The 23229-nt window shown below is 64.2% G+C and carries 22 protein-coding genes; 14 read left to right on the plus strand and 8 right to left on the minus strand.

What is annotated here, in order from left to right:
- Positions 1-89: 89 nt before the first annotated feature.
- Together AC0L3U_RS03285 and AC0L3U_RS03290 are read left to right on the plus strand one after the other, a co-directional pair.
- The gene (locus AC0L3U_RS03285; RefSeq protein WP_473360824.1) at positions 90-1382 is read left to right on the plus strand and encodes an MFS transporter; all 1293 of its coding nucleotides are present in this window, start codon (positions 90-92) and stop codon (positions 1380-1382) included.
- A gap of 152 nt (positions 1383-1534) precedes the next feature.
- Entirely contained in the window at positions 1535-4120 is a 2586-nt protein-coding gene (locus AC0L3U_RS03290; RefSeq protein ID WP_473360669.1) for an EAL domain-containing protein, read from the plus strand.
- Between the two features lie 29 nt (positions 4121-4149).
- On the opposite strand, the gene AC0L3U_RS03295 is transcribed toward AC0L3U_RS03290, so the two are convergent.
- Both AC0L3U_RS03295 and AC0L3U_RS03300 read right to left on the minus strand, forming a co-directional pair.
- Entirely contained in the window at positions 4150-4953 is an 804-nt protein-coding gene (locus AC0L3U_RS03295; RefSeq protein WP_473360670.1) for an isocitrate lyase/PEP mutase family protein, read from the minus strand.
- Positions 4954-5010: 57 nt separating this feature from the next.
- Entirely contained in the window at positions 5011-6189 is a 1179-nt protein-coding gene (locus AC0L3U_RS03300; RefSeq protein ID WP_473360671.1) for an alpha/beta fold hydrolase, read from the minus strand.
- Here AC0L3U_RS03300 and AC0L3U_RS03305 point away from each other — a divergent pair.
- From AC0L3U_RS03305 to AC0L3U_RS03315, 3 genes are all read left to right on the plus strand, one after another.
- Entirely contained in the window at positions 6148-6519 is a 372-nt protein-coding gene (locus AC0L3U_RS03305) for a MarR family winged helix-turn-helix transcriptional regulator (RefSeq protein WP_456768466.1), read from the plus strand. The genes AC0L3U_RS03300 and AC0L3U_RS03305 overlap by 42 nt on opposite strands.
- A gap of 120 nt (positions 6520-6639) precedes the next feature.
- Positions 6640-8013 (plus strand): HD-GYP domain-containing protein, encoded by a 1374-nt coding sequence (locus AC0L3U_RS03310; RefSeq protein WP_473360672.1) that lies wholly within the window; start codon positions 6640-6642, stop codon positions 8011-8013.
- Between the two features lie 135 nt (positions 8014-8148).
- Positions 8149-8604 (plus strand): hypothetical protein, encoded by a 456-nt coding sequence (locus AC0L3U_RS03315; protein ID WP_473360673.1) that lies wholly within the window; start codon positions 8149-8151, stop codon positions 8602-8604.
- A gap of 76 nt (positions 8605-8680) precedes the next feature.
- Here the strand turns inward: AC0L3U_RS03315 and AC0L3U_RS03320 are convergent, their stop codons facing one another.
- The 4 genes from AC0L3U_RS03320 to AC0L3U_RS03335 form a co-directional block, all read right to left on the minus strand.
- Entirely contained in the window at positions 8681-9103 is a 423-nt protein-coding gene (locus tag AC0L3U_RS03320) for a hypothetical protein (RefSeq protein ID WP_018454312.1), read from the minus strand.
- Between the two features lie 22 nt (positions 9104-9125).
- A complete protein-coding gene (locus AC0L3U_RS03325; RefSeq protein ID WP_473347862.1) occupies positions 9126-9479 on the minus strand; it encodes a hypothetical protein in 354 nt (117 codons plus the stop codon).
- Between the two features lie 60 nt (positions 9480-9539).
- Positions 9540-10082: a hypothetical protein gene (locus AC0L3U_RS03330; RefSeq protein ID WP_473347861.1), complete on the minus strand. Its 543-nt coding sequence runs from the start codon at positions 10080-10082 to the stop codon at positions 9540-9542.
- A 182-nt stretch (positions 10083-10264) separates the two neighbouring features.
- The gene (locus AC0L3U_RS03335) at positions 10265-10876 is read right to left on the minus strand and encodes a TetR/AcrR family transcriptional regulator (RefSeq protein ID WP_473360674.1); all 612 of its coding nucleotides are present in this window, start codon (positions 10874-10876) and stop codon (positions 10265-10267) included.
- Between the two features lie 117 nt (positions 10877-10993).
- Between AC0L3U_RS03335 and AC0L3U_RS03340 the strand changes: the two genes are divergently transcribed.
- From AC0L3U_RS03340 to AC0L3U_RS03360, 5 genes are all read left to right on the plus strand, one after another.
- Entirely contained in the window at positions 10994-12223 is a 1230-nt protein-coding gene (locus AC0L3U_RS03340) for a cytochrome P450 (RefSeq protein ID WP_473360675.1), read from the plus strand.
- 139 nt (positions 12224-12362) lie between these two features.
- Positions 12363-16022, plus strand: coding sequence for an AsmA family protein (locus tag AC0L3U_RS03345; RefSeq protein ID WP_473360676.1), 3660 nt, complete (start codon positions 12363-12365; stop codon positions 16020-16022).
- Between the two features lie 325 nt (positions 16023-16347).
- Entirely contained in the window at positions 16348-17466 is a 1119-nt protein-coding gene (locus tag AC0L3U_RS03350; protein ID WP_473360677.1) for a DUF2336 domain-containing protein, read from the plus strand.
- A 58-nt stretch (positions 17467-17524) separates the two neighbouring features.
- Complete coding sequence (locus AC0L3U_RS03355; RefSeq protein WP_473360678.1) at positions 17525-17788, plus strand: hypothetical protein; 264 nt, start codon at positions 17525-17527, stop codon at positions 17786-17788.
- Between the two features lie 340 nt (positions 17789-18128).
- Positions 18129-18614 (plus strand): YkgB family protein, encoded by a 486-nt coding sequence (locus tag AC0L3U_RS03360; protein WP_247358779.1) that lies wholly within the window; start codon positions 18129-18131, stop codon positions 18612-18614.
- Positions 18615-18628: 14 nt separating this feature from the next.
- Here AC0L3U_RS03360 and AC0L3U_RS03365 read toward each other — a convergent pair whose 3' ends face one another.
- Positions 18629-19126, minus strand: a complete 498-nt coding sequence (locus tag AC0L3U_RS03365) for a GNAT family N-acetyltransferase (protein WP_473360679.1) — start codon at positions 19124-19126, stop codon at positions 18629-18631.
- Positions 19127-19289: 163 nt separating this feature from the next.
- Between AC0L3U_RS03365 and soxC the strand changes: the two genes are divergently transcribed.
- From soxC to AC0L3U_RS03385, 4 genes are read left to right on the plus strand one after another with little or no spacing between them, the layout of a single operon-like run.
- Positions 19290-20558 carry a sulfite dehydrogenase gene (gene soxC, locus AC0L3U_RS03370; RefSeq protein WP_473360680.1) on the plus strand — a complete coding sequence of 423 codons (1269 nt, stop codon included), beginning with the start codon at positions 19290-19292 and terminating at the stop codon, positions 20556-20558.
- On the plus strand, positions 20545-21093 hold the full coding sequence (locus tag AC0L3U_RS03375) for a c-type cytochrome (RefSeq protein WP_473360681.1): 549 nt from the start codon (positions 20545-20547) through the stop codon (positions 21091-21093). The genes soxC and AC0L3U_RS03375 overlap by 14 nt, the downstream gene beginning before the upstream one ends.
- A gap of 10 nt (positions 21094-21103) precedes the next feature.
- The gene (locus AC0L3U_RS03380) at positions 21104-21574 is read left to right on the plus strand and encodes a DUF302 domain-containing protein (RefSeq protein WP_473360682.1); all 471 of its coding nucleotides are present in this window, start codon (positions 21104-21106) and stop codon (positions 21572-21574) included.
- A gap of 44 nt (positions 21575-21618) precedes the next feature.
- Positions 21619-21969, plus strand: coding sequence for a hypothetical protein (locus tag AC0L3U_RS03385; RefSeq protein WP_473360683.1), 351 nt, complete (start codon positions 21619-21621; stop codon positions 21967-21969).
- Between the two features lie 80 nt (positions 21970-22049).
- On the opposite strand, the gene AC0L3U_RS03390 is transcribed toward AC0L3U_RS03385, so the two are convergent.
- Positions 22050-23039, minus strand: coding sequence for an alpha/beta fold hydrolase (locus tag AC0L3U_RS03390; protein WP_473360684.1), 990 nt, complete (start codon positions 23037-23039; stop codon positions 22050-22052).
- Positions 23040-23229: the final 190 nt, after the last annotated feature.

Genomic DNA, 23229 nt, shown 5'->3' on the forward strand with positions numbered 1-23229 from the left:
ACAAGCATCGCTCAACGGGCATGCGCGAAAAGCGCTTGACCCGGGCAGCCCCGGATGGTCGGAAGGACCGTCCAGGGATGAAACACACAATGCGGCTTCCGTTCTTCTACGGCTGGGTCGTGGTCGCGGTGACCTTCGTCACCATGGCCATCGGCGTCAACGCGCGCACCGCCTTCTCGCTGTTCTTTCCTCCCATCATCTCCGAGTTCGGCTGGGAGCGCGGCGTCACCGCGGGCGCCTTTTCCTTTGGCTTCGTGGTGTCGGGCATGGTCAGCCCGCTGATCGGCCGGCTGATGGACCGCGCCGGACCGCGCGCGGTGATGGAGCTCGGCGTCGTTCTGATGGGTGGCGGGCTGCTGCTCGCGCCGCTCACGAGCCAGCCATGGCATCTCTATCTCACCATCGGCGTCATGGTCGGCGCCGGCTCGGTGTGTCTCGGTTATTCCGGCCAGTCGCTGTTCCTGCCGAACTGGTTCATCCGCACGCGCGGCCTCGCCATCGGCATCGCCTTCGCCGGGGTCGGCATCGGTTCGGTGACGCTGCTGCCGTGGGTGCAGCACATGATCGAAGGAACCGGCTGGCGCACCGCCTGCACGGCGATGGGCCTGATGATCCTGATCGTGCTGGCGCCGATCAATCTGTTCCTGCACAGGCGCCCCGAGGACATCGGCCTGCGGCCCGACGGCGATGCGGCTCCGGCCGCAGGCGCTGCAAAACCCGCCTCCAACATCGTCGATCCCGTCTGGGCCGGGACCGAATGGACACTCCGGAAAGCGGTCGCCACGACGCGGTTCTGGTGGATCGCGCTCGGCTATTTCTGCGGCCTCTACATCTGGTACGCGGTGCAGGTGCACCAGACCAAATTCCTGCTCGACATCGGCTTCAGCCCGGGTGTTGCGGTGTGGGCACTCGGCATCGTCAGCCTGCTCGGTATTCCCGGCCAGATCCTGCTCGGCCATGTCTCCGACCGGATCGGGCGGGAATGGGTGTGGGCGATCAGCTGCGCCGGTTTTGCGATCTCTTTCGCGGCGCTGATGGCCCTCAAATTCCAACCGTCATTGTGGCTGGTCTACCTCATGGTGTTCACGCAAGGCGCGCTCGGCTACGGCCTGACCTCGATCATGGGCGCAGTGGTGTTCGAGATTTTTCAGGGCAAGCACCAGGGCAGCATTTTCGGCACGATCATGCTGGCGGCATTGGCCGGCGGCGCCGCCGGACCCTGGGTCACCGGCTTGCTTTACGATCGGGCCGGCGACTACACGCTCGCCTTTGGCGTTGCCATCATCGTGAGCGGATTGTCGGCGCTCTCGATCTGGCGAGCCGCGCCGCGCAAGGTGCGCGCCGTCGCCGGCAAGCTTCCGGTGGGCGCCGTCGCCGAATAGGTTCCGTACGCAGCGGATTACCTTCGCGTCTTTTGCCGAACGTTAAGCATGTCGCATCTTGGCGCGGTGCGACCTGGCTGCAAAAACGTCTTGGACACCATCGCGGCGCTAGCCTCGGTTGCCATATCTTCCCGATGCCTCCGGGTCTAGCGATGTCCGCCTCCGATTGTGCCATGATAGAAACTCCGGAAGTGCTGTTGGCCGCGCTCGAACGCGCCGAAGAGGGCATCGTCATCGTCGACAGCGCGCATCGCATCACGCATTTCAATGCCGGTGCAGAGCGGATCTGGAATCTCGCACGCGCTGATGTGCTCGGCCACGACGCCGAAATTCTCACCCTCAAATGCCTTCAGGCCGAACCGTGTGCGGAGTTCCGGGACGAGATCAGCCTGGTGCGCCGTGACGGCAGCCGGATCCGCGCGGCCATCTCGCTTTCATCCATTGCAAGTGGCGGCATTGCCTATCGCATCGTGTTCGCGCGCGACGTCACCGCGGACGCCGAACGCCGCGTCAGGATCCGGCTTCTCAACGCCGTCTCCGACCAGACCAACCGCGCGGTGCTCATCACCGATACCGACCAGAACATCGTCTACGTCAATTCCGCCTTCACGACGCTGTTCGGCTACACCAGCGAAGAAGCCGAGGGCCGCCGTGCGAGGGGGTTGATCGCCGGCCGCCACACCGATCGCAAGGCTGTTGCGAAACTCGTCAAGCGCCTGATGCATGGCGGCCACCGCGGCGAGATCGAGATGCTCGCCTATGACAAGGACGGCGAGGAGATCTGGGTCTGCGCCCGCATCGATGCCTTCCGCGACAAGAAAGGCCAGGTCAAGCACTTCTTCGCGCTGCTCGAGGATATCACCGAGACCAAGCAGTTGCGATCGCTGCAGCAGCTCATCATGGGCGCGCTCGCCGACGAGGTCCCGATCGGCGAGATCGCCGACCGGCTGTGCCGCCGTGTCGAGCAGATCGCGCCCGACGTCGTCTGTTCGCTGCTGCACATCGATGCCGCGGGCCTGATCCATCCGCTCGGCGGCCCAAGCCTGCCCGAGGACTATTCCCGCGCACTGGACGGCGTTGCCATCGGCCCCAATGTCGGCTCGTGCGGGACCGCGGCGTTCTACGGCGAGCCGGTGCTGGCGACCGATCTGGAGACCGACCCGCGCTGGCAGCCCTACAAGGCGATGCCGCTCGCGATTGGCCTGCGTGCATGCTGGTCGACGCCGGTCAAGGCCAAGGACGGACGGGTCATCGCCACCTTCGCCTTCTACTACCGGGAGCCGCGCGCGCCGAGCAATTGGCACCGCCGCATCGTCGAGGCCTGCGTCAATCTCGGCGCCTTCGCGATCGAGCGCAAGGAAGCGCGCGCCGAGATCGCGCGGCTCGCCTATCACGACATCCTCACCGGCCTGCCGAACCGCGCGCAATTGCGGCGCCTGATCACCACCGCCATCGATGCCTGCCCGACCGGCAGCCACGTCGCGCTGGCCTTCCTCGACGTCGATCATTTCAAGGACGTCAACGACACGCTCGGTCATGCCGCCGGCGACGAGCTCCTGATCCAGCTGGCGCAGCGCCTGCGCGAGCAGATCGGACCCGAGGACATGCTGGGGCGGCTCGGCGGCGACGAGTTCGTGATCCTGCTGCCGCGACGCAACGCCGAGGGTGCCGAGCGCGTCGCGGCCGGAATCACCGAAGCGCTGGCGGCGCCGCTGCGGCTCGGCTCCAGGCAGTTGCAGATGTCGGCGAGCATCGGCGTCAGCCTCTATCCCGATCATGCCACCGACATCGACACCCTGATGCAGCAGGCGGACGCGGCCATGTACATGGCCAAGCAGGCCGGCCGCTCGACCCATCGCCTGTTCAGCGCCGAGATGAACGGGCTCACCGAGCAGCGGCTGGCCTTGATTGCGGCGCTGCGCCGCGCCATCGCCGAGGGCGCGCTGACCCTCCGGTATCAGCCGCAGATCCGCAGCTGCGACGGCGCGATCCATGGCGTCGAGGCGCTGGCGCGCTGGCACGATGCCGAGCTCGGCGATGTCTCGCCGGCAAAATTCATCCCGCTCGCCGAAGAGTGCGGCCTGATCGAGCAGATCGGTCTGTGGTCGGTGCGCGAGGCCTGTCGGCAGATGGCGAGCTGGCGCCGCGCCGGGCTCGAGATTCCATCCGTGTCGGTGAACCTGTCGCCGATCAATTTTCGCAACGTCACGCTGGCCGCGCGGCTCAAGGACATCCTCGCCGAATACGACCTGCCGGCGGACGCGCTGATGCTCGAGATCACCGAGGGCGCGTTCATGCAGGACAGCGTCGCCGCGCTCGAGACGATGAACGCGATCCGGGAGCTCGGCGTCGGGCTTTCCGTGGACGATTTCGGCACCGGCTATTCCAGCCTCAGCCGGCTCGCCCATCTGCCGATCCGCGAGCTCAAGATCGACCGCAGCTTCATGCACGACATCGAGCGTGACGCCGGTGCGCTTGCGATCGCCACCGCCGTGGTGCGCGTCGGGCAGGGCCTCGGCATGACCGTCGTCGGCGAAGGCGTCGAGACCCAGGCGCAGCGCAAGGTGCTGGCCGAACTCGGCTGCGACGTCGTGCAGGGTTTTCTTTACGCGCCCGCGCTCGCGCCCGTCGCCTTCGAGCGCTGGCTGATCGAGCACTGCGCCGAGCAGGCGCGGGCGATGCTGGCTCGTCTCGACATTGCACCGACCGGCGCGACCGCGGTGAAGCGGTCGGCGTAGAAGCGACTTTTGGCCGGTGATGTCCGGGCTCAGGCATCCGGTTGCAGGAACGTGCCGTATTGCCTGGTCGCGGCGACCGCGGCTGCGGCCTGTCCGATCATCCGCATTGCTGCCATCATCGGCCATGGCCCAAGACTGACCCGCCGAACGCCGACGCGAGCCAGATCCGGAAGTGCGGGAACGCCTTGCGTCACCATGATGTTGACCGGCAGAGGCGTGAGCTGAACGAACTTCTCAATGAGCGCGAGGTCGGTGAGGCCGGGCACGAAAATTCCGTCGGCCCCCGCCTCGGCATAGACCTTCGCCCGGCTTGCCGCTTCATTCATGCACTCGTCCGGCGATCCGAATTTGAGCAGAAACGGATCCGTTCTCGCATTGATGAACAGCTGAAGTCCCAGATCTTTCGCGGCATCCCGCACGGCCTTGATCTTGGCGGCATGGCGTTCGGGATTGACGAGCTGCCGCTTTCCCCCTGATAGCCCATCCTCGATATTGATGCCGACGGCGCCGGCTTTCAAAATCTCGGTGGCCGATCTGGCGGCGGCCTCCGGGGTGTCGCCATATCCGGCCTCCAGATCGATTGAGACTGGAACAGACACGGCCGCGCTCATCCGCGACACCAGGCCGGTCACAATGTCGAGCGGGACATTTTCTCCGTCGGCGTATCCAAGTGCAGAGGCGACCGCACCGCTGCTGGTCGCGATGGCCGGAGAGGTCTTCGCGATAGCTTTGGCAGTGGCGGCGTCCCAGGCGTTGAACAGGATGAGCGGATCGCCCTTCCTGTGAAGGGCATGAAACGTCTCGGAATATTGCTGTTGTGTCTTGGCGTCCATTGCGCGCACTCCGGATTAGAAAACTCAAAGGATGTTGTGGGCCACCGCCCCCTGCGTTCAGTCAGGCGCGTGCGTCTTGAACCAGTCCATGATCAGGCCGGTGACTTCTTCCTCACGCTCGAGGTGCGGGAAGTGCCCGACATCGGGCAGGACAATCCGCTTGTGCGGCCCCTTGAACAGCGGCTCCTCCTTGACCGAGTACCTCGCTGTCGGATCGTTGCTGCCATAGATCGTCAGCGTCGGCGTGTGCATGTCATTGATCGGCAGCCGGCGCGCGAGCCCCGCATCGGTCAGGCCTCCGTAATATTTAAGCGCCGCGGCCATCGTGCCGGGCGAGCTGAGCGTCTCCTTGATCGAACGGATGTGCTCGGCATTGTTGAATGTCGGCGACCACAGCTTCCAGAGATAGTCGACGAAGGGAAGTCCCTCGGTACTGACCGCGGATACGGCGCCGGGAAGCTGGAAGAAATAGACATGGAAGACGGCTCGAACGAGCTCCGGATCCCGTCTGATGCTCGAAATTGTAATCGGATGTGCGGTGTTCATGACCACGGCGGCCTTGATTGCAGATGGGGCCGTGGCCAGCGCCTGAAAGGTCGAGGTGCCGCCCCAATCCATGCCGACGACGCGCGCCTGTCCGTCGTCGCTCAGCGCCGCGATAAGGGCTTCAAGATCCTTGCCCAGTGCGATCGGATCGAAAACGCCGTCCGCCGGAATCTCGGTCGGCGCATAGCCGCGCAGGAAGGGCGCGACCGCACGATATCCTGCATCCGCGAAGACCTGCAGCTGCTTTCGATAGGACCAGGCATTATCGGGAAAGCCGTGCAGGAACATGACCAGGGGGCCGTCGCCCTGTTCGAGATAGGCGAAGCGCACGCCGTTGGCCTGCACGTATTTCAAGGCGGGTTCAATGCCTCTCGTATTCGCTAGTCGTGCCGCGCTCCCAGTATTCATCGTCATTCTCCATGTCATCGTAGCCTGCCAGTAGAAAATATGTGCGGAGCGCACATATTCGTCAAGTTGTTTTTTGTGCGCTACGCACATATTGTCCGGCGCATGGAAAACGGAATCGCAAATTTGCTGGGGGCGCTCTCGCTCGCCGTCATGGATCGGATCGAGCAGGGTGCGCGCGAGGTCATCGGCCGCGGCGGCGAGACGCCTGCTGCCCTGGTCGTCATCGGCTATGGCCAGGGCATGACCAACGACAAGCTGCGGCGGATCCTCGGCTTGTCGCATTCGGGAACGGTCCGGCTGGTGGACCGTCTGGTGTCGGATCGGCTGGTCGAACGTCGGCCCGGACAGGACGGCCGCGAGGTTGCTCTGCACCTGACGGCGAAGGGCGCCGCAACCCGCAACGATTTGATGAATTCGCGAATTTCGGCCGTCGCGTCGCTTCTGGATGTGCTGTCGCCGGCTGAAACGAAACGACTCGAAACGCTGCTCCATGAGTTGTTGGCCCGGCAGGATACGTCCGAGATGGATCGCTTCACGATCTGCCGCATGTGCGACGACAGCGTTTGCACGAATTGCCCGTTGCCCACGGACAAGGGCAAGCGCGCTCGCTAGCGGGCGGGCTCGCGATTCGCTCGCAAACAACCTCCTGTTAATGCTCTGGTGATCAGTTGATTGACTGGTGATGTGATCCGCCCTGTTCACTGGCCGCACCCAGCCCCGGAGCCCCCGTCAATGGACCCCATCCCGCACGCCCTCAAGCCGCTCGATCGGATCACGCTTTCCGAACTGCTGGGTGCGCTGAGCCACGCGCTCGATCTCTCGGAGGGGCAACCGGCCGGACATTGCGTGAGGTGCAGCCGCATCGGCGTCTTGATCGGCAGGGAGATCGGCCTCGGCGAGGACGAGATAGTCGAACTTTACTACGCACTGTTGCTGAAGGATCTTGGCTGCAGCAGCAACGCCGCGCGCATCTGCGAGCTGTATCTGACCGATGATCTCTCCTTCAAGCAGGACTTCAAGCTCATTGACGGCAGCCTGCCTCAGGCGCTGCGCTTCGTGCTGGGCCATACCGGGCTGAAAGCCGGCCTGGCCGAACGGTTTCGCGCCATCGTCAACATCTTCCAGAACGGCGGCGAGATCGCTCGCGAACTGATCGAGACGCGATGCCATCGCGGTGCCGACATCGCCCGCAAAATGCGCTTCTCCGAACCGGTCGCGGAGGGCATCAAGAATCTCGATGAGCATTGGGATGGCGGCGGCAAGCCGCTCGGTCTTCGCGGCGCGGCCATCCCGCTTTATTCTCGCCTCGCGTTGTTGGCCCAGGTGGTCGATGTGTTCTACATCGCGAACGGTCCCGAAGCCGCCCTTCGTGAGGCCCGGAATCGAGCCGGCACCTGGTTCGATCCAGACCTGGTCGCCGCATTTGAGCGCATCGCGTCGCAGCCTGGATTCTGGGACATGCTTGGCACTGAAGATGGGACCGAAACTGTGCCTCTGCAGCCGCAGCAGGCGAGCGTGCCGGTGGATGAGGATTATCTGGATGACATCGCAGCTGCCTTTGCCCAGGTGGTTGATTCCAAAAGCCCCTACACCAGCGGCCACAGCGAGCGCGTCACGCTCTTTACCGACATGATCGCGGAGCAGCTGGAGTTCGCTGCTGAGCGGCGACGCTGGCTCAAGCGTGCCGCGCTGTTGCACGACATTGGGAAGCTCGGCGTCAGCAACGCAATCCTGGACAAGCCGGGTAAGCTTGACGACCACGAATGGGAGATCATGCGCAAGCATTCAGCGCATTCGGAAGCGATCCTGTCGCGCATCGGCGCGTTTGGCGATCTCGCTCCGATCGCCGGGGCGCATCACGAGCGGCTGGACGGCAAAGGCTATCCTCGTGGGCTCGCGGGAGACCAGATCTGCCTGGACACCCGTATCATCACGACCGCGGATATCTTCGATGCGCTGACCGCGGAGCGGCCGTATCGGGCCGCGATGCCAGTGACGAAAGCCCTTGCGATCATGTCGGGGATGATCGGCACCCAGATCGACGCGGACTGCTTTGCGGCTCTTCGTCGGGCCCTTGGACGGGTCGACGAGACGCTGGCGGCGTGACGAGGGTCCGACGCCGTCATCCGGCTTGCAACGTCTGGTGCGCCGACACCGGGCGCAATGCGCGTTCGCGTTGCGGAAAGGAACGTCCGGCGTTTCTCCACGTTGTTGGTCGTTCAGCACAACCCGGGCCATACGATGAAGAAGATCGCCACCATCCTTGTGATGCTCTGTAGCTTGCCGGCTGCCGCCGGTGCGGAGAGCTGGAGTGGCTATCGTATTCCGGAGACCGGGACCAACGTCGACATTCCCTCGTCGATCTTCACCGAGCAAGCCGGTCGGCCCGACGGCTATGGCATGCAGTACCGGACCAGCGACGGCCGGGCGGATTTGACGGTGCAGGCCGTTCCCAACGACGGCAGCTCACCGGCCGCTTTCCTGGCGCGGAAGAATCCGCCGTCCGGCATCACCTACAAGCGCATCACGCCGCGCTTCTTCGTGGTCTCCAGCACCCGGGGCGGCAAGATCTGGTACGACCGCTGCAATTTTGGCCGCCGCTACGTGCATTGCGTGCTGATCAACTATCCGGCCGCCGAAAAGCGGCAGTGGGATGCAGTCGTGACCCGCGTCAGTCGCACACTGAGCGGCGGTTGATCCGTTCACAAGGAGAAACCTGCTCACAAAGAAAAAACTGCCCGCAAATCGCGGGCAGCAGTCTCGTGAGGATGGTTCAGCGAACGTTGGTCGATGTCGTCGACATGGTCGGCTTGGAGCCCGGCACGTGCGACATGGTCTTGGTGGTCGACCCGACCTCTTCGCCCGCCTTCACCTTGGTGCGGGTGTGGGAGCGGCTGAACGTGCCCCCCTCATGCGCCTGCGCGCGCGCATTGGAATTGAGCACCGGACCGTTGCCCTTGTTCATGCTGGTGCCGGACTGCGCCTTGCCGTTGGCGGACGCGGCGCTGCCGCCGGCTGCAATCGACGAGCCGGTCTGTCCGGAGCCCGACGTCGACGTGCCGCCGGTGCCGAGCGTGCTGGCCGAGGTGCCGCCGGCGGCAGCCGAGCCGCCGGTGCCACCGGTCATGCTGGTTTGCGCCGACAACGGCGAGGCGGCGGCGAGCAAGAGTGCGACCGACGAGGTCGCGATCAACATTCTCATCTGTGAAATCCTTTTGCTATGGCGACGATGTCGAGATGGTGCAGCCGTTCACCGTGACGGTGCTCGCGCTGGTCGAACCCGGGCCGCCGGCCGTCGAGGACGAGCTCGACACGTTGCCGCCACCGGCCTGGACGTGCACCGACGATCCGCCGGCCGAGCTCGAGCTCGACAGCGAGCCGCTCGACGAGGTCGAGCCGGTTGTCCCCGAACCCGATGACCCCAGCGCGGTGATGCTGCCGTCGGGATGTTTTTCGACCGTGACCCGGCAGGTTTCGCCGGATGCGGTCTTGCCGGTTTTCTGCATGGTTTCCCCCACAGCGGCGCTGCTCATCAAAGTCAAAACTGCGATCGCAACGATTGGTCTGTTCATGCCAGTCCTCCTCAGGAAGGACGAAGGAGCGGCATTGCTGCCGCTCCGCCGGCCGGGATGTCAGTCCTTGTCCTTCTTCATCTCGTCCTTGTGGTGGCCTTTGCCCTTTTCCATGCCCATGTCGCTGGAATGTCCCGCGGAGGAGCCGGCCGCTCCCACGGTCGAGCCGCTCTTGCCGCCGCCGGCCGACGAGCCGCCGGTGCCGAGCGTCGATGCCGAGTTGGAGCCGGAGCCGGAGCCTGCCGCAGATCCGCCGGTGCCGACGCTGGACGAGCTCTTGCCGCCGCCGGCCGACGAACCGCCGGTGCCGAGCGTCGAGGCCGAGCCTGAGCCGCTGCCGGAGCCCGCGGCGGAGCCGCCGGTGCCGATCGACGAACTGCTGGTCCCGCCGCCGGCCGACGAGCCGCCGGTGCCAAGCGTCGAGGCCGAACCCGAGCCGCTGCCCGAACCCGCCGATGAACCGCCGGTGCCGATCGTCGAGTTGCTGGTGCCACCGCCGGCTGACGAGCCGCCCGTGCCGACCGTCGAGCTCGACTGCGCCACGGCGAGCGCCGTACCGGCCAGCAGCGCAGCTGCGGCCGCAGTCAATTTCAGAATCCTCATCGTTGTCTCCTCCAATGATCAAATTGCCAAAACAGGCTCGGGATAAAGTGGTAAGCCGCACAAACGTTCCTTGGATGGGTGCGACGAAGTGGAAAATGCACGCGCATGATTGCGGCCAGGTTCCAGCTGCCAAGCGCAGCGAACCAATGTCGAGCGGGAACAGCGAGGTTCTGAAAAAAGCGCTAGTCCGACGACAATCCCGTCCTGCGCCGCAGATCCGTGATCGCGCGCAGAAAGCTGTCGGCCGGCGTCGTCTCCGGATCGATCAGGCGGTGCAGGCGAAAGCCGTCTTCCAGCGCCAGCACGACGGAGGCCATCCATGGCGGATTGAGCGTATCGCCCTTCGCGTTGCCCTTCAGCGTGGCCTCGACGATGTCGGCGACCAGCTTGCGCCGCGCGCGCAGGCGCTTTGCAAGCTCCGGGCGGCGCTTCTCGGCGCGCGCGACAAACAGGATCATCTCCATGTGCAGCAGCGGCGAGCGGCCGAGCGGATCCTGCCTTGTGCGATCCATCGCCTTCAGCGCCGCGATGAAGTCGTCGAGATTGTCGTGCTGCGCCAGGATGTCCATGTTGCGCCGGATCGACTGCGCGACATGATCCTCGATCATGGCGATGATCAGCTCGTCCTTGCTCTTGAAGTTGGAATAGAACGCACCGCGGCTGAACCCGGCCGCCGCCGCAATCGCCTCGATGCTGGCGCCGCCGATGCCGTCCTCCTCGAACACGCGCGCAGCCGCCTCGAACAGCTTGTCGCGCGTGTCGTCCCTGGTCGGCCTGGTTCTCACCCTTGACATCGGAGCAGGTTAGGGCAGAATGCAATTCGATACAACAATGTATCGAGTTGATAATTCAGGATGGTTACGCTGCGCAACAGGGGCTGCGATTCATGCGGCAACCGACATGAGGTCACCATGAACGAGCATGTGCAAGGCGCCGGCGCTCCGCTGTTCAACCCGCTGTCGCCGGACTTCATCCGCGATCCCTATCCGCATTATGACCGGCTCCGCGCGATCTATCCGATTCACGTGACGCCGTTCGGCCAGTTCGTCACGAGCCGCCATGCCGATGTCAGCCTCGTGATGCGCGACAAGCGCTTCGGCAAGGATTTCGTCGAGCGTTCCAAGCGCCGCTATAGCGAGAAGATCATGGAGGAGCCGGTCTTCCGCAGCATGAGTCATTGGATGCTGCAGGCCGATCCGCCCGACCACAGCCGCCTGCGCGGCCTCGTCGTGAAGGCCTTCACCGCCCGCCGCGTCGAGGACATGCGGCCGCGGATCCAGGAGATCGTCGACCAGACCATCGATGCCGTGATCGACCGCGGCCACATGGACCTGATCGAGGATTTCGCCTTCCGCCTGCCTGTGACCATCATCTGCGACATGCTCGGCATCCCCGAGGACCACCGCGAGACATTCTATAACAGCTCGCGCGACGGCGGACGGCTGCTCGACCCCGTGCCGCTCTCGCCGGAGGAGATCGCCAAGGGCAACGCCGGCAACATGATGGCGCAGATGTATTTCCAGCAGCTGTTTGAGCTGCGTCGCAAAAATCCCGGCGACGATCTCATCACTCAGCTGGTGCAGGCCGAGGAAGACGGCAACAAGCTGACCAACGAGGAGCTGACTGCCAACATCATCCTGTTGTTCGGCGCCGGCCACGAGACCACGGTCAATCTGATCGGCAACGGCCTGCTTGCGCTGCATCGCAATCCGGACCAGCTCGCGCTTCTGAAGGCACGGCCGGAGCTGATGGTGGGCGCGATCGAGGAATTTCTGCGCTACGATTCCTCGGTGCAGATGACCGGGCGGGTCGCGCTGGAGGATATCGACGATCTCGGCGGCGCCAAGATCCCGAAGGGCGAGACCGTGCTCTGCCTGCTGGGGTCGGCCAACCGCGACCCGGCGGTCTATCCTGACCGCCCCGACCGGCTCGACGTCACCCGCCAGAATGTGAGGCCACTGTCGTTCGGCGGCGGCATCCATTTCTGCCTGGGGGCCCAATTGGCCCGCCTCGAGGCCGAGATCGCCATCGCCACGCTGTTGCGGCGGTTGCCCGATCTGCGCATCGACGACCTCGAAAACCCGGAATGGCGGCCGACCTTCGTGCTGCGCGGCCTGAAGCGGCTGCCGGCGAGCTGGTGATGGCTCGCCGGCGTTAACCTCCGCGCGCAACAGTCGCTGTGACTTCGCCACACTTCCCCCTATATAAGGGGCTGTTCCGGTACGTCTGAGGCCCTGCGGCTCAGGCAGGCCCGCATCCGGTTTGGCCGAGGGGAGACCCGTGCAGACGACGCTGCTCGGATTGGCGATTGCCTTTATCTTAGCGCTGCTGGCCGCTCTGATCGGGCCTTACTTCGTCGACTGGAACCAGTTCAGGCCCCAGTTCGAAGCGGAGGCCGGCAGGATCATCGGCGTGCCGGTGCGGGTGGCGGGCGAGCTCGACGCGCGGCTGTTGCCGGCGCCGACGCTGCGGCTGCGCGGGGTCACCTTCGGCGGCAACAACGATCTCGGCCGCCTGCGCGCCGACAAGCTCGACGTCGAGTTCAGCCTGAGCTCGCTGATGCGCGGCGAATGGCGGGCCACCGAGCTTTCGGTCAACGGCATGGCGGTCGATCTCGGCCTCGACGCGCGCGGGCGGGTCGATCTGCCGTCCACCGCGAGCGGCAGCTTCAATCTGGCATCGCTGGCGATCGAGCGGCTGAACCTCACCGGCCGCATCGCCCTGCACGATGCCGCCAGCCGATCGACACTGGAGCTCAACGACATCGCCTTCTCCGGCGACGTGCGCTCGCTGGCCGGCTCGGTCCGGGGCGACGGCAGTTTCACCGCCAGCGGCGTGCGCTATCCGTTCCGCGTCTCCTCCGGCCCGAGCGCCGACGGCAACGCCACCCGCCTCCACCTCAACATCGACCCCGGCGAGCGCGCCATCCTGGCCGATCTCGAAGGCGTGCTCGCCTTCGACAACCGCCTGCCGAAATTCGAGGGCGCGCTGACGCTCGCGGTGCCGGCGCCGAAGAAGGCCGGCGAGGCGGGGCCGATGCCCTGGAAGCTCACCACGAAACTCAAGGCCGATCCGGCCGGCGCCAAGTTCGAGCAGGTCGATGCCAGCTTCGGGCCCGAAGACTCCGCGCTGAAGCTCGGCGGAGTCGGCGATATCAGGTTCGGCGCTTCGCCGCTGCTGCGCGCGGTGCTGTCGGCGCGCCAGGTCGATGCCGACAAGCTGACGGCCAAGAACGATGCCGAGCCGCAGCGCATCCTGCCGTCGCTCCGCGCGGGCCTGGCCGCAATCCCGCAGGCGCCGATCCCGGCGCAGATCGAGTTCAACTCCGACCAGATCATGCTCGGCGGCCGGCCGCTCCAGAACATCACGGCCGAGCTTGCGACCGACGGACGATCCTGGACCTTTCAGCGGCTCGAGCTGCGCGCGCCAGGCCAGACGCAGCTCTCGCTCAACGGCGCGACGCCCGGCGCCGATAGCTTCAGCGGCCGTCTCAGCGTCGATTCCTCCGATCCCGATACGCTGGTGGCCTGGCTCCAGGGCCGCAGCGAGGTCAACCGCCGCAGCACGCGGCCGCTGCGCCTTGCCGGCGACGTGACCATCGCCGCCAACCATTTCGCCATCGATAGGCTGAAGGCCGAGATCGAGGGCGGCGCGGTCGAAGGCCGCATCGCTTTCGTCCAGACCGGCGCGAGCAAGGGCTCGCGGATCGACGCCGAGCTCAAGGCCGACCGCCTGGACCTCGATGCCGCCGCAAGTTTTGTCCGGGCGCTTTCGGGGCCGCAGGGCGAATGGCCGGAGGAAGCGAAGCTGTCGCTCGATATCGGCCGCGCGATCTCGGCGGGCCAAGAGCTGCGGCCGTTCACCGCGAAACTCGGCTACGGCCCGGTGTCGCTCTCGCTGGAGCAATTGCGGTTCGGCCAGGCCAGTGGCGTGACCACGGAAGCGAGCGGCAGCTTCGACCGCGCCAAGGCAACGGGCAAGCTCGCGCTGAAATCCTCCGCCAATTCGCTGCGCGATCTCACCGCGCTGCTCGAGCCGTTTGCGCCGTCGGTGCGCGCGCGCTTCGACGCCATCCCGTCGCTGCCGGGTGCGACCCGCCTCAAGCTCGACCTCAGCCTCGACAAGAACGCCGAGCACGCCGATCGCAACGACGCGCGCGCGGTGATCGAGCTCGACGCGCCGCAGCTCAAGGCGACCGCGACGCTGGCCGCGCAGACGCCGGTGGCCGCCATCAACGGCATCGACATCGACCGGGTGCGCAACAACGACTTCACACTGGATTCGAAAGTCTCGACACCACAGGGAAGTGCGCTGCTGGCGTTGCTCGGGCTCGATCGCGTGGTGGCTGCAGGCGAGGGCGCTTCACAGTTCGAAGGCCATCTGAGCGGCGCGTGGCGCCATCAACTGCAATTGACTGCAAAGCTTAGCGGCGGCGGGCTGGACGCGGACGCACAAGGCACCGTCGAACTGCCGGAGCCGAAAGGCAGCGTGAATTTGCGCGTGCGCAACGCCAATCTGGCCCCCCTGTTCGGGACCAGCCCGGCCGATAAATCGGTACAGAGCGTCAATCTGTCCTCGCGCGTCAGCCTTTCCGGCAACCGCCTGACCTTCAACGATCTCGACAGCACCCTGGCCGGCTCGCATCTGCGCGGTCATCTGGCGGTGACGCTCGATCAGGAGAAGACCGTCGACGGCGAAGTCGGCCTCGATTCGCTCGACCTCGTGCCGGCGCTCGCGATGGCCATCGGAGCGGCCGGACACGATGCCAATGCGCCGTTGAGTGTCGGGCTTCTCGGTGGCTGGCGCGGCCGCGTCGCCTTTCAGGCATTGCACGGCACCTTGCCCGGCGGCATCGAGCTGCGCCCCTTCGGCGGCACGATCCGGAGCGACGGTCAGTCGCTCGCGCTCGACGCAATGAAGGGCGGCGTCGGCGGCGGCGAGATGTCGGCGAGCCTCGATGCGCGCAATGGCGCCAATGGCCTGACGCTCAACGCGCGTATCGAGCTCGGCAATGTCGACGCGGCGGCGCTGCGCTATCGCGACCTCGCGCTGCCGAAGGGACGCGCCTCGGCGCAGATGGCGCTGACCAGCCAGGGCCGCAGCGTCGCGGCGCTCACCGGCGCGCTCGCCGGCAACGGCACGGTGACGCTTGATTCCGCTGAAATCTCCGGCCTCAATCCGCGCGCCTTCGAGATCGCCATCCGCGCCAGTGACGGCGGCCAAATTGCCGACGACAACCGGCTGCGGCAACTGGTCGAGCCCGCGCTGTCGGCGGGTCCGATTGCAGTGGCCTCGGCGCAGATCCCGTTCACGATCCGCGACGGGCGCCTGCGCGTCGGCGCAACGTCGTTGGAGGCGAAGAACGCGCGCGCCATCGTCTCCGGCGGCTACGACATCCCCGCCGACCAGGCTGACATCCGCGCCAGCCTGACGCCGATCATGACCGGGCTCTCCGGCGCACCGCCGGAGATCCAGCTGTTCGCGGCCGGTCCCCCCGACAGGCTCAACCGCACCGTCGATCTGGGGCCGCTGTCGTCCTGGCTTGCAGTGCGCACGATTGATCGCGAGACGCGCCGGCTGGACGCCATCGAGCGCGGCGAGCCGCCGCCGGCGACCGCCGCGTTACCGACTCTGGTCTCGCCCGAACCGACGCTGGAGCCGTCGCTCACGGATGTGCCGATGCCCGGCCGCGATCCGCGCCGTGCGCCGCCGCCGAAGCCCAAGGCCGATATCAGGGTCGCGCCGACGCCGAAGGCGCCGCAAGCCGCTCCCGCAGCGCCAAGCCCGCCACTTACAAGCCCTCAACTCACAAGCCCGCCGCTTGCGAGCCACCAGATCGCGCCGCTGCCTCCGCCGATCGACGTGAGGCCGGCCCCCGGCCCGCCGCCCGCAAAGCCCAAGCCAAAGCCGCCGCTGGTGCTGACACCGCAGAATCCGTAGGCGATAGTCCGTCATGCCCGGGCTTGTCCCGGGCATCCACGTTCTTCGTCCCAGGCGGTGAGACGTGGATGGCCGGGACAAGCCCGGCCATGACGCCGGAGAGACACCCTCTCCCCAACCCTCTCCCGCAAGCGGGAGAGGGAGCGCAGCTTCCTCGTGACGCACCGGTAAACCCATTCCCACGCATTTTAACGAATTTTGCCCGGCAAAACTGATCTGCCGACTTTACCGGATTCTCGCGTTTGTTCCCTAGTCTCTGTTCCCAGAGGAACTCGGCGTCCTGCGGCACAAGCAGGATGGCTAGCCAAGAACTGGGGTCATCGGGATGAACGGCGCGACAACACTTCTGCAGGATCTGGACGACGCCATCGCACGCGGCACCGACGAAAGCCGGAACAAGGCGTTGTGGCACGCGACCGACATTCTGATCACCGGCCGCTACAGCGACGACGAGATCAGCACGTTCGGCGAAGTCATCGGCCGGCTCGCCGACGAGATCGAGGTTGCCGCGCGCGTGCAGCTCTCCGAGGTCATGGCGGCCTGCGATCACGCTCCGCTCAATGTCATTGCGCAACTCGCGGTCGCCGACGAAATCGAGGTCGCCGGTCCCGTGCTGCGCGACTCCAATCGTATCGACGAGAGGCTGCTGGTCGAAAGCGCCATGACCAAGAGCCAGTCGCATCTGCTCGCGATCGCCCAGCGCAAGTCGATCGGCGAGGCCGTCACCGACGTGCTCGTCAAGCGCGGCGACCAGGAGGTCGTGACGTCGGTTGCCCGGAACGAGGGCGCACGCTTCTCCGGCTCGGGCCTTTTGCACATGGTCCGCCGCGCCGAGGGTGACTCGATTCTTGCCGAACAGCTTGGCCTGCGCAAGGACGTGCCGCGTCACATCTTCCAGCAGCTGATCTCGAAGGCGTCGGAGGACGTCCGCCGCCGGCTCGAGCACGAGCGCCCGGAAATGATGGCGCAGATCCAGAGCTCGGTCAGCGACGTCACCGGCGACCTGCAGTCCAAGTTTGGCCCGTCTTCGCGCAGCTATTTCGTCGCCAAGCGCGTGGTGACGACGCAGTACCGGCAGGGCAATCTCAACCAGGACTCGATCTCGAACTATGCGCGCCAGCACCGCTTCGACGAGGTGCAGATCGGCCTGTCGCTGTTGTCGTCGCTGCCGGTCGACGTGATCGAGCGTGCGATGATGGACCGCAATCGCGAGATGATCCTGGTGTTGTGCAAGGCGCTCGACTTCTCCTGGGACACCACGATGTCGCTGCTGTTCCTCGGCGCCAAGGATCATCTGATCACGGCGCGCGAGCTCCACGACAACGAACGCGATTTCGGCAAGCTCAAGATCGAGACCTCGCGCAGCGTCTTGAAGTTCTACCAGTCGCGCAAGACCGGCTCCGATCCCGTCACGGGTCGTCAGCCCGAGCTGCAGGTGCACTGAGCGGTACACCGAACAGGTACACCGAGCATCATCCGGGAATTGACAGGGAGTATTTGCAATGTTGCCTCAATTCGGCACCGCCGTTCGCAAGAATCCAAACAAGAATCGAAACAAGAACCTCGACAAGGCCGCAGCCGGCGAGATCGGCGGCGGAGCAGCGGACCAGGCCTCGGTCGATGCCGCCTGGCTCGTGCTGGAAGCCGCCAACGATCTCGGTGACCATGCCGCGATCGAGGCTTGCCGCCGCGTCATCGACGCCGAGCTGAACGGCACGGTAGCCGGCAGCGCGGATGTCGATCTCGTGCTGGGGTATTTCAGATAGGGCACCTGAGGCGTCCGCTCTATCCGCGTTACGTGGCTGTTTCCACATCGTCATTGCGAGCGCAGCGAAGCAATCCAGAATTTTCCCGCGGCGGCAGTCTGGATTGCTTCGCTGCGCTCGCAATGACGCAGCGCAGGGCACCGTCGTCGCTCCTTCAATGGCACATTAACGCGCCGACAGCCCCAGACCGCGCGGCGATGACGTGGACACGCGCATCGCACGCAGCTGTGATCTCCGGAACCTGCTGACGCGGGTAACGACGGAAGCTCCTCTTCGTACAGCCTTCAGCGAGCGTAGTCTCGCAGAGCTGATGGATGTGAAACCGGGGAGACATGGTCGGATGAAAGAGTTCAACGTCGCTGAGGTCGGGGGCGGTTCCTATCGTCCTCTCGCCATTCTGCGCTGGGTCATGGTGATCATATTCGTATCGTTTGGAATGCAGAAATTCACGCCGCAATCCGCGCAGGGCATCGCGCAGTTCATCAGCAACAGCCCGTTCATCTCCTGGCTGTCAGTATTCGGCCTGAGGGGAGAGGCCTATGTCCTCGGTGTCGCTGAATTCGTGATCGCGGCGCTGCTCGCGGCAGGCAGCTTCAGCCCGGTTTCGTCCGCCCTCGGTTCATTCATGGGCATGGTGACCTTTGCGATCACCTGGTCGTTCTTCTTCACGACGCCCGGCGTGGTCAAATGGAGCCTTTCATCCGATCCGATGGCCTGGAATCTGACCGGCGAATTTCTGTTCAAGGACATCGTCCTACTCTGCGTTTGCGCGGTGTTGTTTCTGGCCTCGCTGCCGCAATCGGTTGTTCGCCTGCGCACCGAGTGATCGCCAGCCGTCTCTCACCGCTGGCTGCGGTAGATGACGACGTCTTCGCCATGACGGATCGTGCGTCGCTCGAGGAGATAGTTGGACTTCTCCAGCACGCGGCGCGATGCGCTATTGTCGACATAGACCAGGCCGATCAGAGACGGCAGCTCGTGGTGTAACAGTCCGATATCCGTCAGCGCCGTGGCGATCTCGCTTGCAAGTCCCTGGCCCCAGACGTCGCGCTTGAACGCGTAGGCAATCTCGATCTCGTCGATATCGTCCACCAGAATGTGCCGGATGCCCGCTCGCCCCGCGAATGCCCCGTCTTTCGTTCGCAGCACCCACAGCCCGAAGCCATGCTGGTCCCAATGCGCTATATTGGCGTCGAGATAGGTCTTCGTCCTCTCCGCCGAACGGACGCCGCCGAGATAGCGCGACACCTCCGCATCGAGATGCAACGCGACGAGGTCGGCGAGATGATTTTCGTTCAGCCTCTCGGCGGTCAGGTTCTCGGTGCTGAAATGATCCATGGACCCGGATAGCCGCTTTCGGAGCAGGGCAAGATGACGCGCCTTCGCCGCCCCTCATGATTTCTAACACATCCTAACGGGCAATTTCGGCGGCATCCGGCCAATGTTCCGATCGAAAAGCGGGCGGCACTACCAAATCAGCACGGTTATCGACGGAGATCGCATGACGTCCAAATTGCAAATCGAATCACCGCCACGGCCCGCGAGCGTCTCGCGCCGTGGTTTTGTGGGAGGCCTGTCGGCGGGCGTTCTGGGGGTTGCGACCGAAGCGGCGGCCGCGCAAACGCTGGCCGAAATCCCTGATCGCGGACCCGGCGCCGATCTCGGTGCGCACAGCGAACGATCGCGCTTCGTCAAGATCGATCGCATTCCCGAGGCAGGACCAGGCAAGCGCAACGTCGACACCGGTGATGCCATCAACTCCAAGACGCCGCATCAGAAGCTGGTGGGCAACATCACGCCCACCGATCTGCACTACGAGCGCAGCCATTCCGGGGTGCCGGACATCGATCCCGCGCAGCACCGTCTGCTCATCCATGGCCTGGTTCAGAAGCCGCTGGTGTTCAGCGTCGACGATCTCAAGCGGATGCCCTCCGTAACGCGCGTGGTCTTCATGGAATGCACGGGAAACGGTTGGGAAAACTGGAAGAAGGCAGACCCTGACCTGACGGTGCAGAATACGCACGGCCTCGTCAGCACCAATGAGTGGACCGGCGTTCCGCTGAAGTTCCTGATTGGTCTCGCGGGCAAGGAAAAGAACTCGAACTGGATGCTCGCTGAAGGAGGCGACGGCGCCGGCGTCGACCGCAGCATTCCGCTAACCGACGAAATCGTGAACGAGGCCTTTGTCGCCTACGGTCAGAACGGCGAACCACTGCGCCCCGCGCACGGTTTTCCAATGCGGCTGGTGATGCCGGGCTTCGAGGGCAACCTCAACATCAAATGGCTGCGCCGTCTCAAGTTCGGCACGGAGCCCTGGATGACCCGCTGGGAAACTGCGCGTTACACGCAACTGCTTGCCAACGGCAAGGCCCGCCAATTCCAACTGAGGATGGAAACCAACTCCGTCATTACGCAGCCCTCGGGCACGATGCAAATTCAGCCCGGCTACAACATTATCTCCGGTCTCGCCTGGAGCGGCCATGGCAAGATCGCCAAGGTCGAGATATCGACCGACGGCGCGAAAACCTGGAAACAGGCGCGACTGAATCAGCCGGTGCTGTCCAAGGCGCAGATTCGATTCCAGATGGATTGGGTCTGGGACGGCAAGCCGACACGAATCGTGAGCCGCTCGACCGACGAGCAAGGCAATGTTCAGCCGGACCGGCAGTCCTTCATCGCCGCGATGGGGAGGAATGCGCTGTTTCACTACAACGCCCAGCAGACCTGGAGCATCGACGAAGCCGGAAGGGTCCGCAATGTCCTCGCATAACAATCGGCTTGTCGCAGCGGCTCTCACACTCGGCCTGCTCGCGGCGCCCGCATTTGCATTCGATTTCGGCCGTCCCGCGACTCCGGAGGAGATCAAGCTGTGGGACATCGACGTCACACCCGATGGCAAGGGGCTGCCTGTCGGCGGCGGCACGGTTGCGCAGGGGAAGCAGGTCTTCGCCGTCAATTGCGCGGCCTGTCATGGCGACAACGGCCAGGGCGGGATCAAGGATCGTCTGGCCGGTGGGCAGGGCACACTCGCCTCCAGCGCGCCAGTCAAGACCGTCGGCAGCTTCTGGCCCTATGCGACGACCTTGTACGACTACATTCACCGCGCGATGCCATATCCCACACCGGGCTCGCTCAGTACCGACGACACCTATGCCGTCACCGCCTACATCCTGAGTCTGAACGGCATCGTTCCCCCCGACGGCAAGGTCGACAAGGACAGCTTGCCGAAGATCAAGATGCCCAATCGCGACGGCTTCATTCCGGAGCCGGAATTCGATCCGGCAAAACTGTTCCACAAGAAATGAGCGTGTGACCATGAGGGTTTCCGCGCTGGTCAAGATCCTCGCTTTGGTTGCTGCGACATGTTTATGGGAGACCCATGCAATGGCCGTCGACGGACTTATCACGATGAGGAGCAGTTTAGGACCTGAAGAGACGATGAAGCGGCTGGAAGCGGAAGTGACGGCCAAGGGCCTCACAATATTCGCCCAGGTCGATCATGCCGCGGGCGCCGCTGCTGCCGGCCTGCCGCTGCGCCCGACCAATCTCATCATCTTCGGGAACGCCAGGGGTGGTACGCCATTGATGCAGCAGGCGCAGACCAGCGGCATCGATCTGCCGCTGAAGGCGCTGGTCTGGCAGGACGAGCAAGGCGCGACCTGGTTGTCCTACAACGATCCGGCGTATGTTGCCGGGCGTCACGGCATCGGCGAGCCGGCCAAGGCCGCAATTGTCGCCATGACGGCGGCTCTGCAGGCGATTGCGACCAAGGTCACCGCACCCTAGCGCATGGGGCGGCCGTGCGACGTGTGCGCCATGAGGAGAGATCCATGAACAGCACAGACGGGCAACCGGAATCACCCGCTCCCGGTGACGGCAAGATCGCCAGATGGGCGGTCATTGCGGTGTTATGCGCCTTCCTCGTCGGTGCCGGCGCGCTCGGCTATCTCGGCTGGTTCAGCACGACGACGGAGGTGCCAGCATCGGGTTATGTCGCACTGGTGCTCGGGGTCGTGTTCTCACTGGTCGTCGGCATCGGCTTGATGGCGCTGGTGTTCTACAGCAGCCGCAAGGGTTACGACGAACCGGCGGTGCTGATCCAGCCCGAGAGCGATTCAGACGAAAACGGCGCCAACTCGGGCTCCGGTACATCGACCGAGCCCACCGAGAGAGTACGCTGAACCGGATACTCTGCATCGAGATGCAATCCGACCGGGTCGACGGGGCGACGCCTCTCGGCGCCTGACCTCGCAAGATCGGCTCAGCTTCCTGAATCTTTCAACCAGGAGGCAATCGTCTGATTAAGGTAATCCGGCACTTCATGCTGAATGAAGTGGCCAACGCCAGGCACGATTTTGACCGTGAGATTGTCGGGATTTTCAATCCATGACTTTTCCAGATCAAGAGTGCTTAGCAAGGCGTGGCTCTCCTCGATTCCGTGCACGTGCAAGACCGGGCATTTGATCACGGCACCGGTGAGTTGCTTCATGGTTGGATCGAAAAGATCGAGCACAAGCTGAGAAAACGCATAGTTGGCTTTGTAATAATTCATCATGGACGAGATGGAAGATTTCGCAAAAGCCTGGATGTATCGACTCTTCACCTGTGGATCGACGACCCAGTATGCCAGATCCTGCGCAGTCAAATTGTCGCCTTTGCCTTGAGCGAAGAACCGTGTGGCGTAGGCGCTGGCCTTGGCCTGCGCGATAGGATGATTCCAAGGGAACAATTCTTTCGTGATGGCGCCGGGATGAGGAACGCTGAGGACGACAAGTCTTTCGATCAGATCCGGATTTTGCCCGGTGAATAGCCACGATAAAGCGGCGCCCCAGTCGTGCCCGATCAGGATGGCCTTGCGACCGTTTCTCTCTGCATTGATCACGGCACGGATGTCGTCAAGGAGAACCGGAAACTTGTAGTTCTCGACACCTTCCGGCCGATCGCTCAAATCGTACCCGCGCAGATCGAGAGCGACCACCTGATAATTTGCCGAAAATACCTGGATCTGATTGCGCCAGGAATACCAAAAATCGGGAAATCCGTGCACGAACACCATCAGCGGTTTTTGACTGGATCCCATCGTGACATAGTGGATCCTCGTTCCCGCATTCTCCGTATATTTGTGCAGAAGGCTCGGATCCTTATCGATATCAGCGGCAGGCTCACTCAAGCCGGCAGGGATTTTATTGTGCCAGATGGCATCGCTTGAAGTCTCTCCGGAAACGACGCGAGTGGACATCGCAGTGAACATGGCAGCTCCTAAAAGCATCATCGCGCAGGATCTAGAGGCCATCTCAGTGATCCCGTTCGCTGGAACAGTTGCCGAAGTCGAACTTGCTTGAGCTCATTTGAGTATTTCCTGCGCAGCAATCTTTGAGTGTAATTCACGTTCTAGCAACTTCTGAGAGTGAATTTGATTGCGGGTCATACGGCGGGTGTAT

Source organism: Bradyrhizobium sp. Kon69 (assembly GCF_055807515.1).

Bases quoted from the DNA above. Each gene is read 5' to 3' on its own strand.
- AC0L3U_RS03285 (WP_473360824.1), top strand. From the start codon at position 90: ATGCGGCTTCCGTTCTTCTACGGCTGGGTCGTGGTCGCGGTGACCTTC.
- AC0L3U_RS03290 (WP_473360669.1), top strand. From the start codon at position 1,535: ATGTCCGCCTCCGATTGTGCCATGATAGAAACTCCGGAAGTGCTGTTG.
- AC0L3U_RS03295 (WP_473360670.1), bottom strand. From the start codon at position 4,953: ATGGACGCCAAGACACAACAGCAATATTCCGAGACGTTTCATGCCCTT.
- AC0L3U_RS03305 (WP_456768466.1), top strand. From the start codon at position 6,148: ATGACCAACGACAAGCTGCGGCGGATCCTCGGCTTGTCGCATTCGGGA.
- AC0L3U_RS03300 (WP_473360671.1), bottom strand. From the start codon at position 6,189: ATGCGACAAGCCGAGGATCCGCCGCAGCTTGTCGTTGGTCATGCCCTG.
- AC0L3U_RS03310 (WP_473360672.1), top strand. From the start codon at position 6,640: ATGGACCCCATCCCGCACGCCCTCAAGCCGCTCGATCGGATCACGCTT.
- AC0L3U_RS03315 (WP_473360673.1), top strand. From the start codon at position 8,149: ATGAAGAAGATCGCCACCATCCTTGTGATGCTCTGTAGCTTGCCGGCT.
- AC0L3U_RS03320 (WP_018454312.1), bottom strand. From the start codon at position 9,103: ATGTTGATCGCGACCTCGTCGGTCGCACTCTTGCTCGCCGCCGCCTCG.
- AC0L3U_RS03325 (WP_473347862.1), bottom strand. From the start codon at position 9,479: ATGAACAGACCAATCGTTGCGATCGCAGTTTTGACTTTGATGAGCAGC.
- AC0L3U_RS03330 (WP_473347861.1), bottom strand. From the start codon at position 10,082: ATGAGGATTCTGAAATTGACTGCGGCCGCAGCTGCGCTGCTGGCCGGT.
- AC0L3U_RS03335 (WP_473360674.1), bottom strand. From the start codon at position 10,876: ATGTCAAGGGTGAGAACCAGGCCGACCAGGGACGACACGCGCGACAAG.
- AC0L3U_RS03340 (WP_473360675.1), top strand. From the start codon at position 10,994: ATGAACGAGCATGTGCAAGGCGCCGGCGCTCCGCTGTTCAACCCGCTG.
- AC0L3U_RS03350 (WP_473360677.1), top strand. From the start codon at position 16,348: ATGAACGGCGCGACAACACTTCTGCAGGATCTGGACGACGCCATCGCA.
- AC0L3U_RS03355 (WP_473360678.1), top strand. From the start codon at position 17,525: ATGTTGCCTCAATTCGGCACCGCCGTTCGCAAGAATCCAAACAAGAAT.
- AC0L3U_RS03360 (WP_247358779.1), top strand. From the start codon at position 18,129: ATGAAAGAGTTCAACGTCGCTGAGGTCGGGGGCGGTTCCTATCGTCCT.
- AC0L3U_RS03365 (WP_473360679.1), bottom strand. From the start codon at position 19,126: ATGGATCATTTCAGCACCGAGAACCTGACCGCCGAGAGGCTGAACGAA.
- soxC (WP_473360680.1), top strand. From the start codon at position 19,290: ATGACGTCCAAATTGCAAATCGAATCACCGCCACGGCCCGCGAGCGTC.
- AC0L3U_RS03375 (WP_473360681.1), top strand. From the start codon at position 20,545: ATGTCCTCGCATAACAATCGGCTTGTCGCAGCGGCTCTCACACTCGGC.
- AC0L3U_RS03380 (WP_473360682.1), top strand. From the start codon at position 21,104: ATGAGGGTTTCCGCGCTGGTCAAGATCCTCGCTTTGGTTGCTGCGACA.
- AC0L3U_RS03385 (WP_473360683.1), top strand. From the start codon at position 21,619: ATGAACAGCACAGACGGGCAACCGGAATCACCCGCTCCCGGTGACGGC.
- AC0L3U_RS03390 (WP_473360684.1), bottom strand. From the start codon at position 23,039: ATGTTCACTGCGATGTCCACTCGCGTCGTTTCCGGAGAGACTTCAAGC.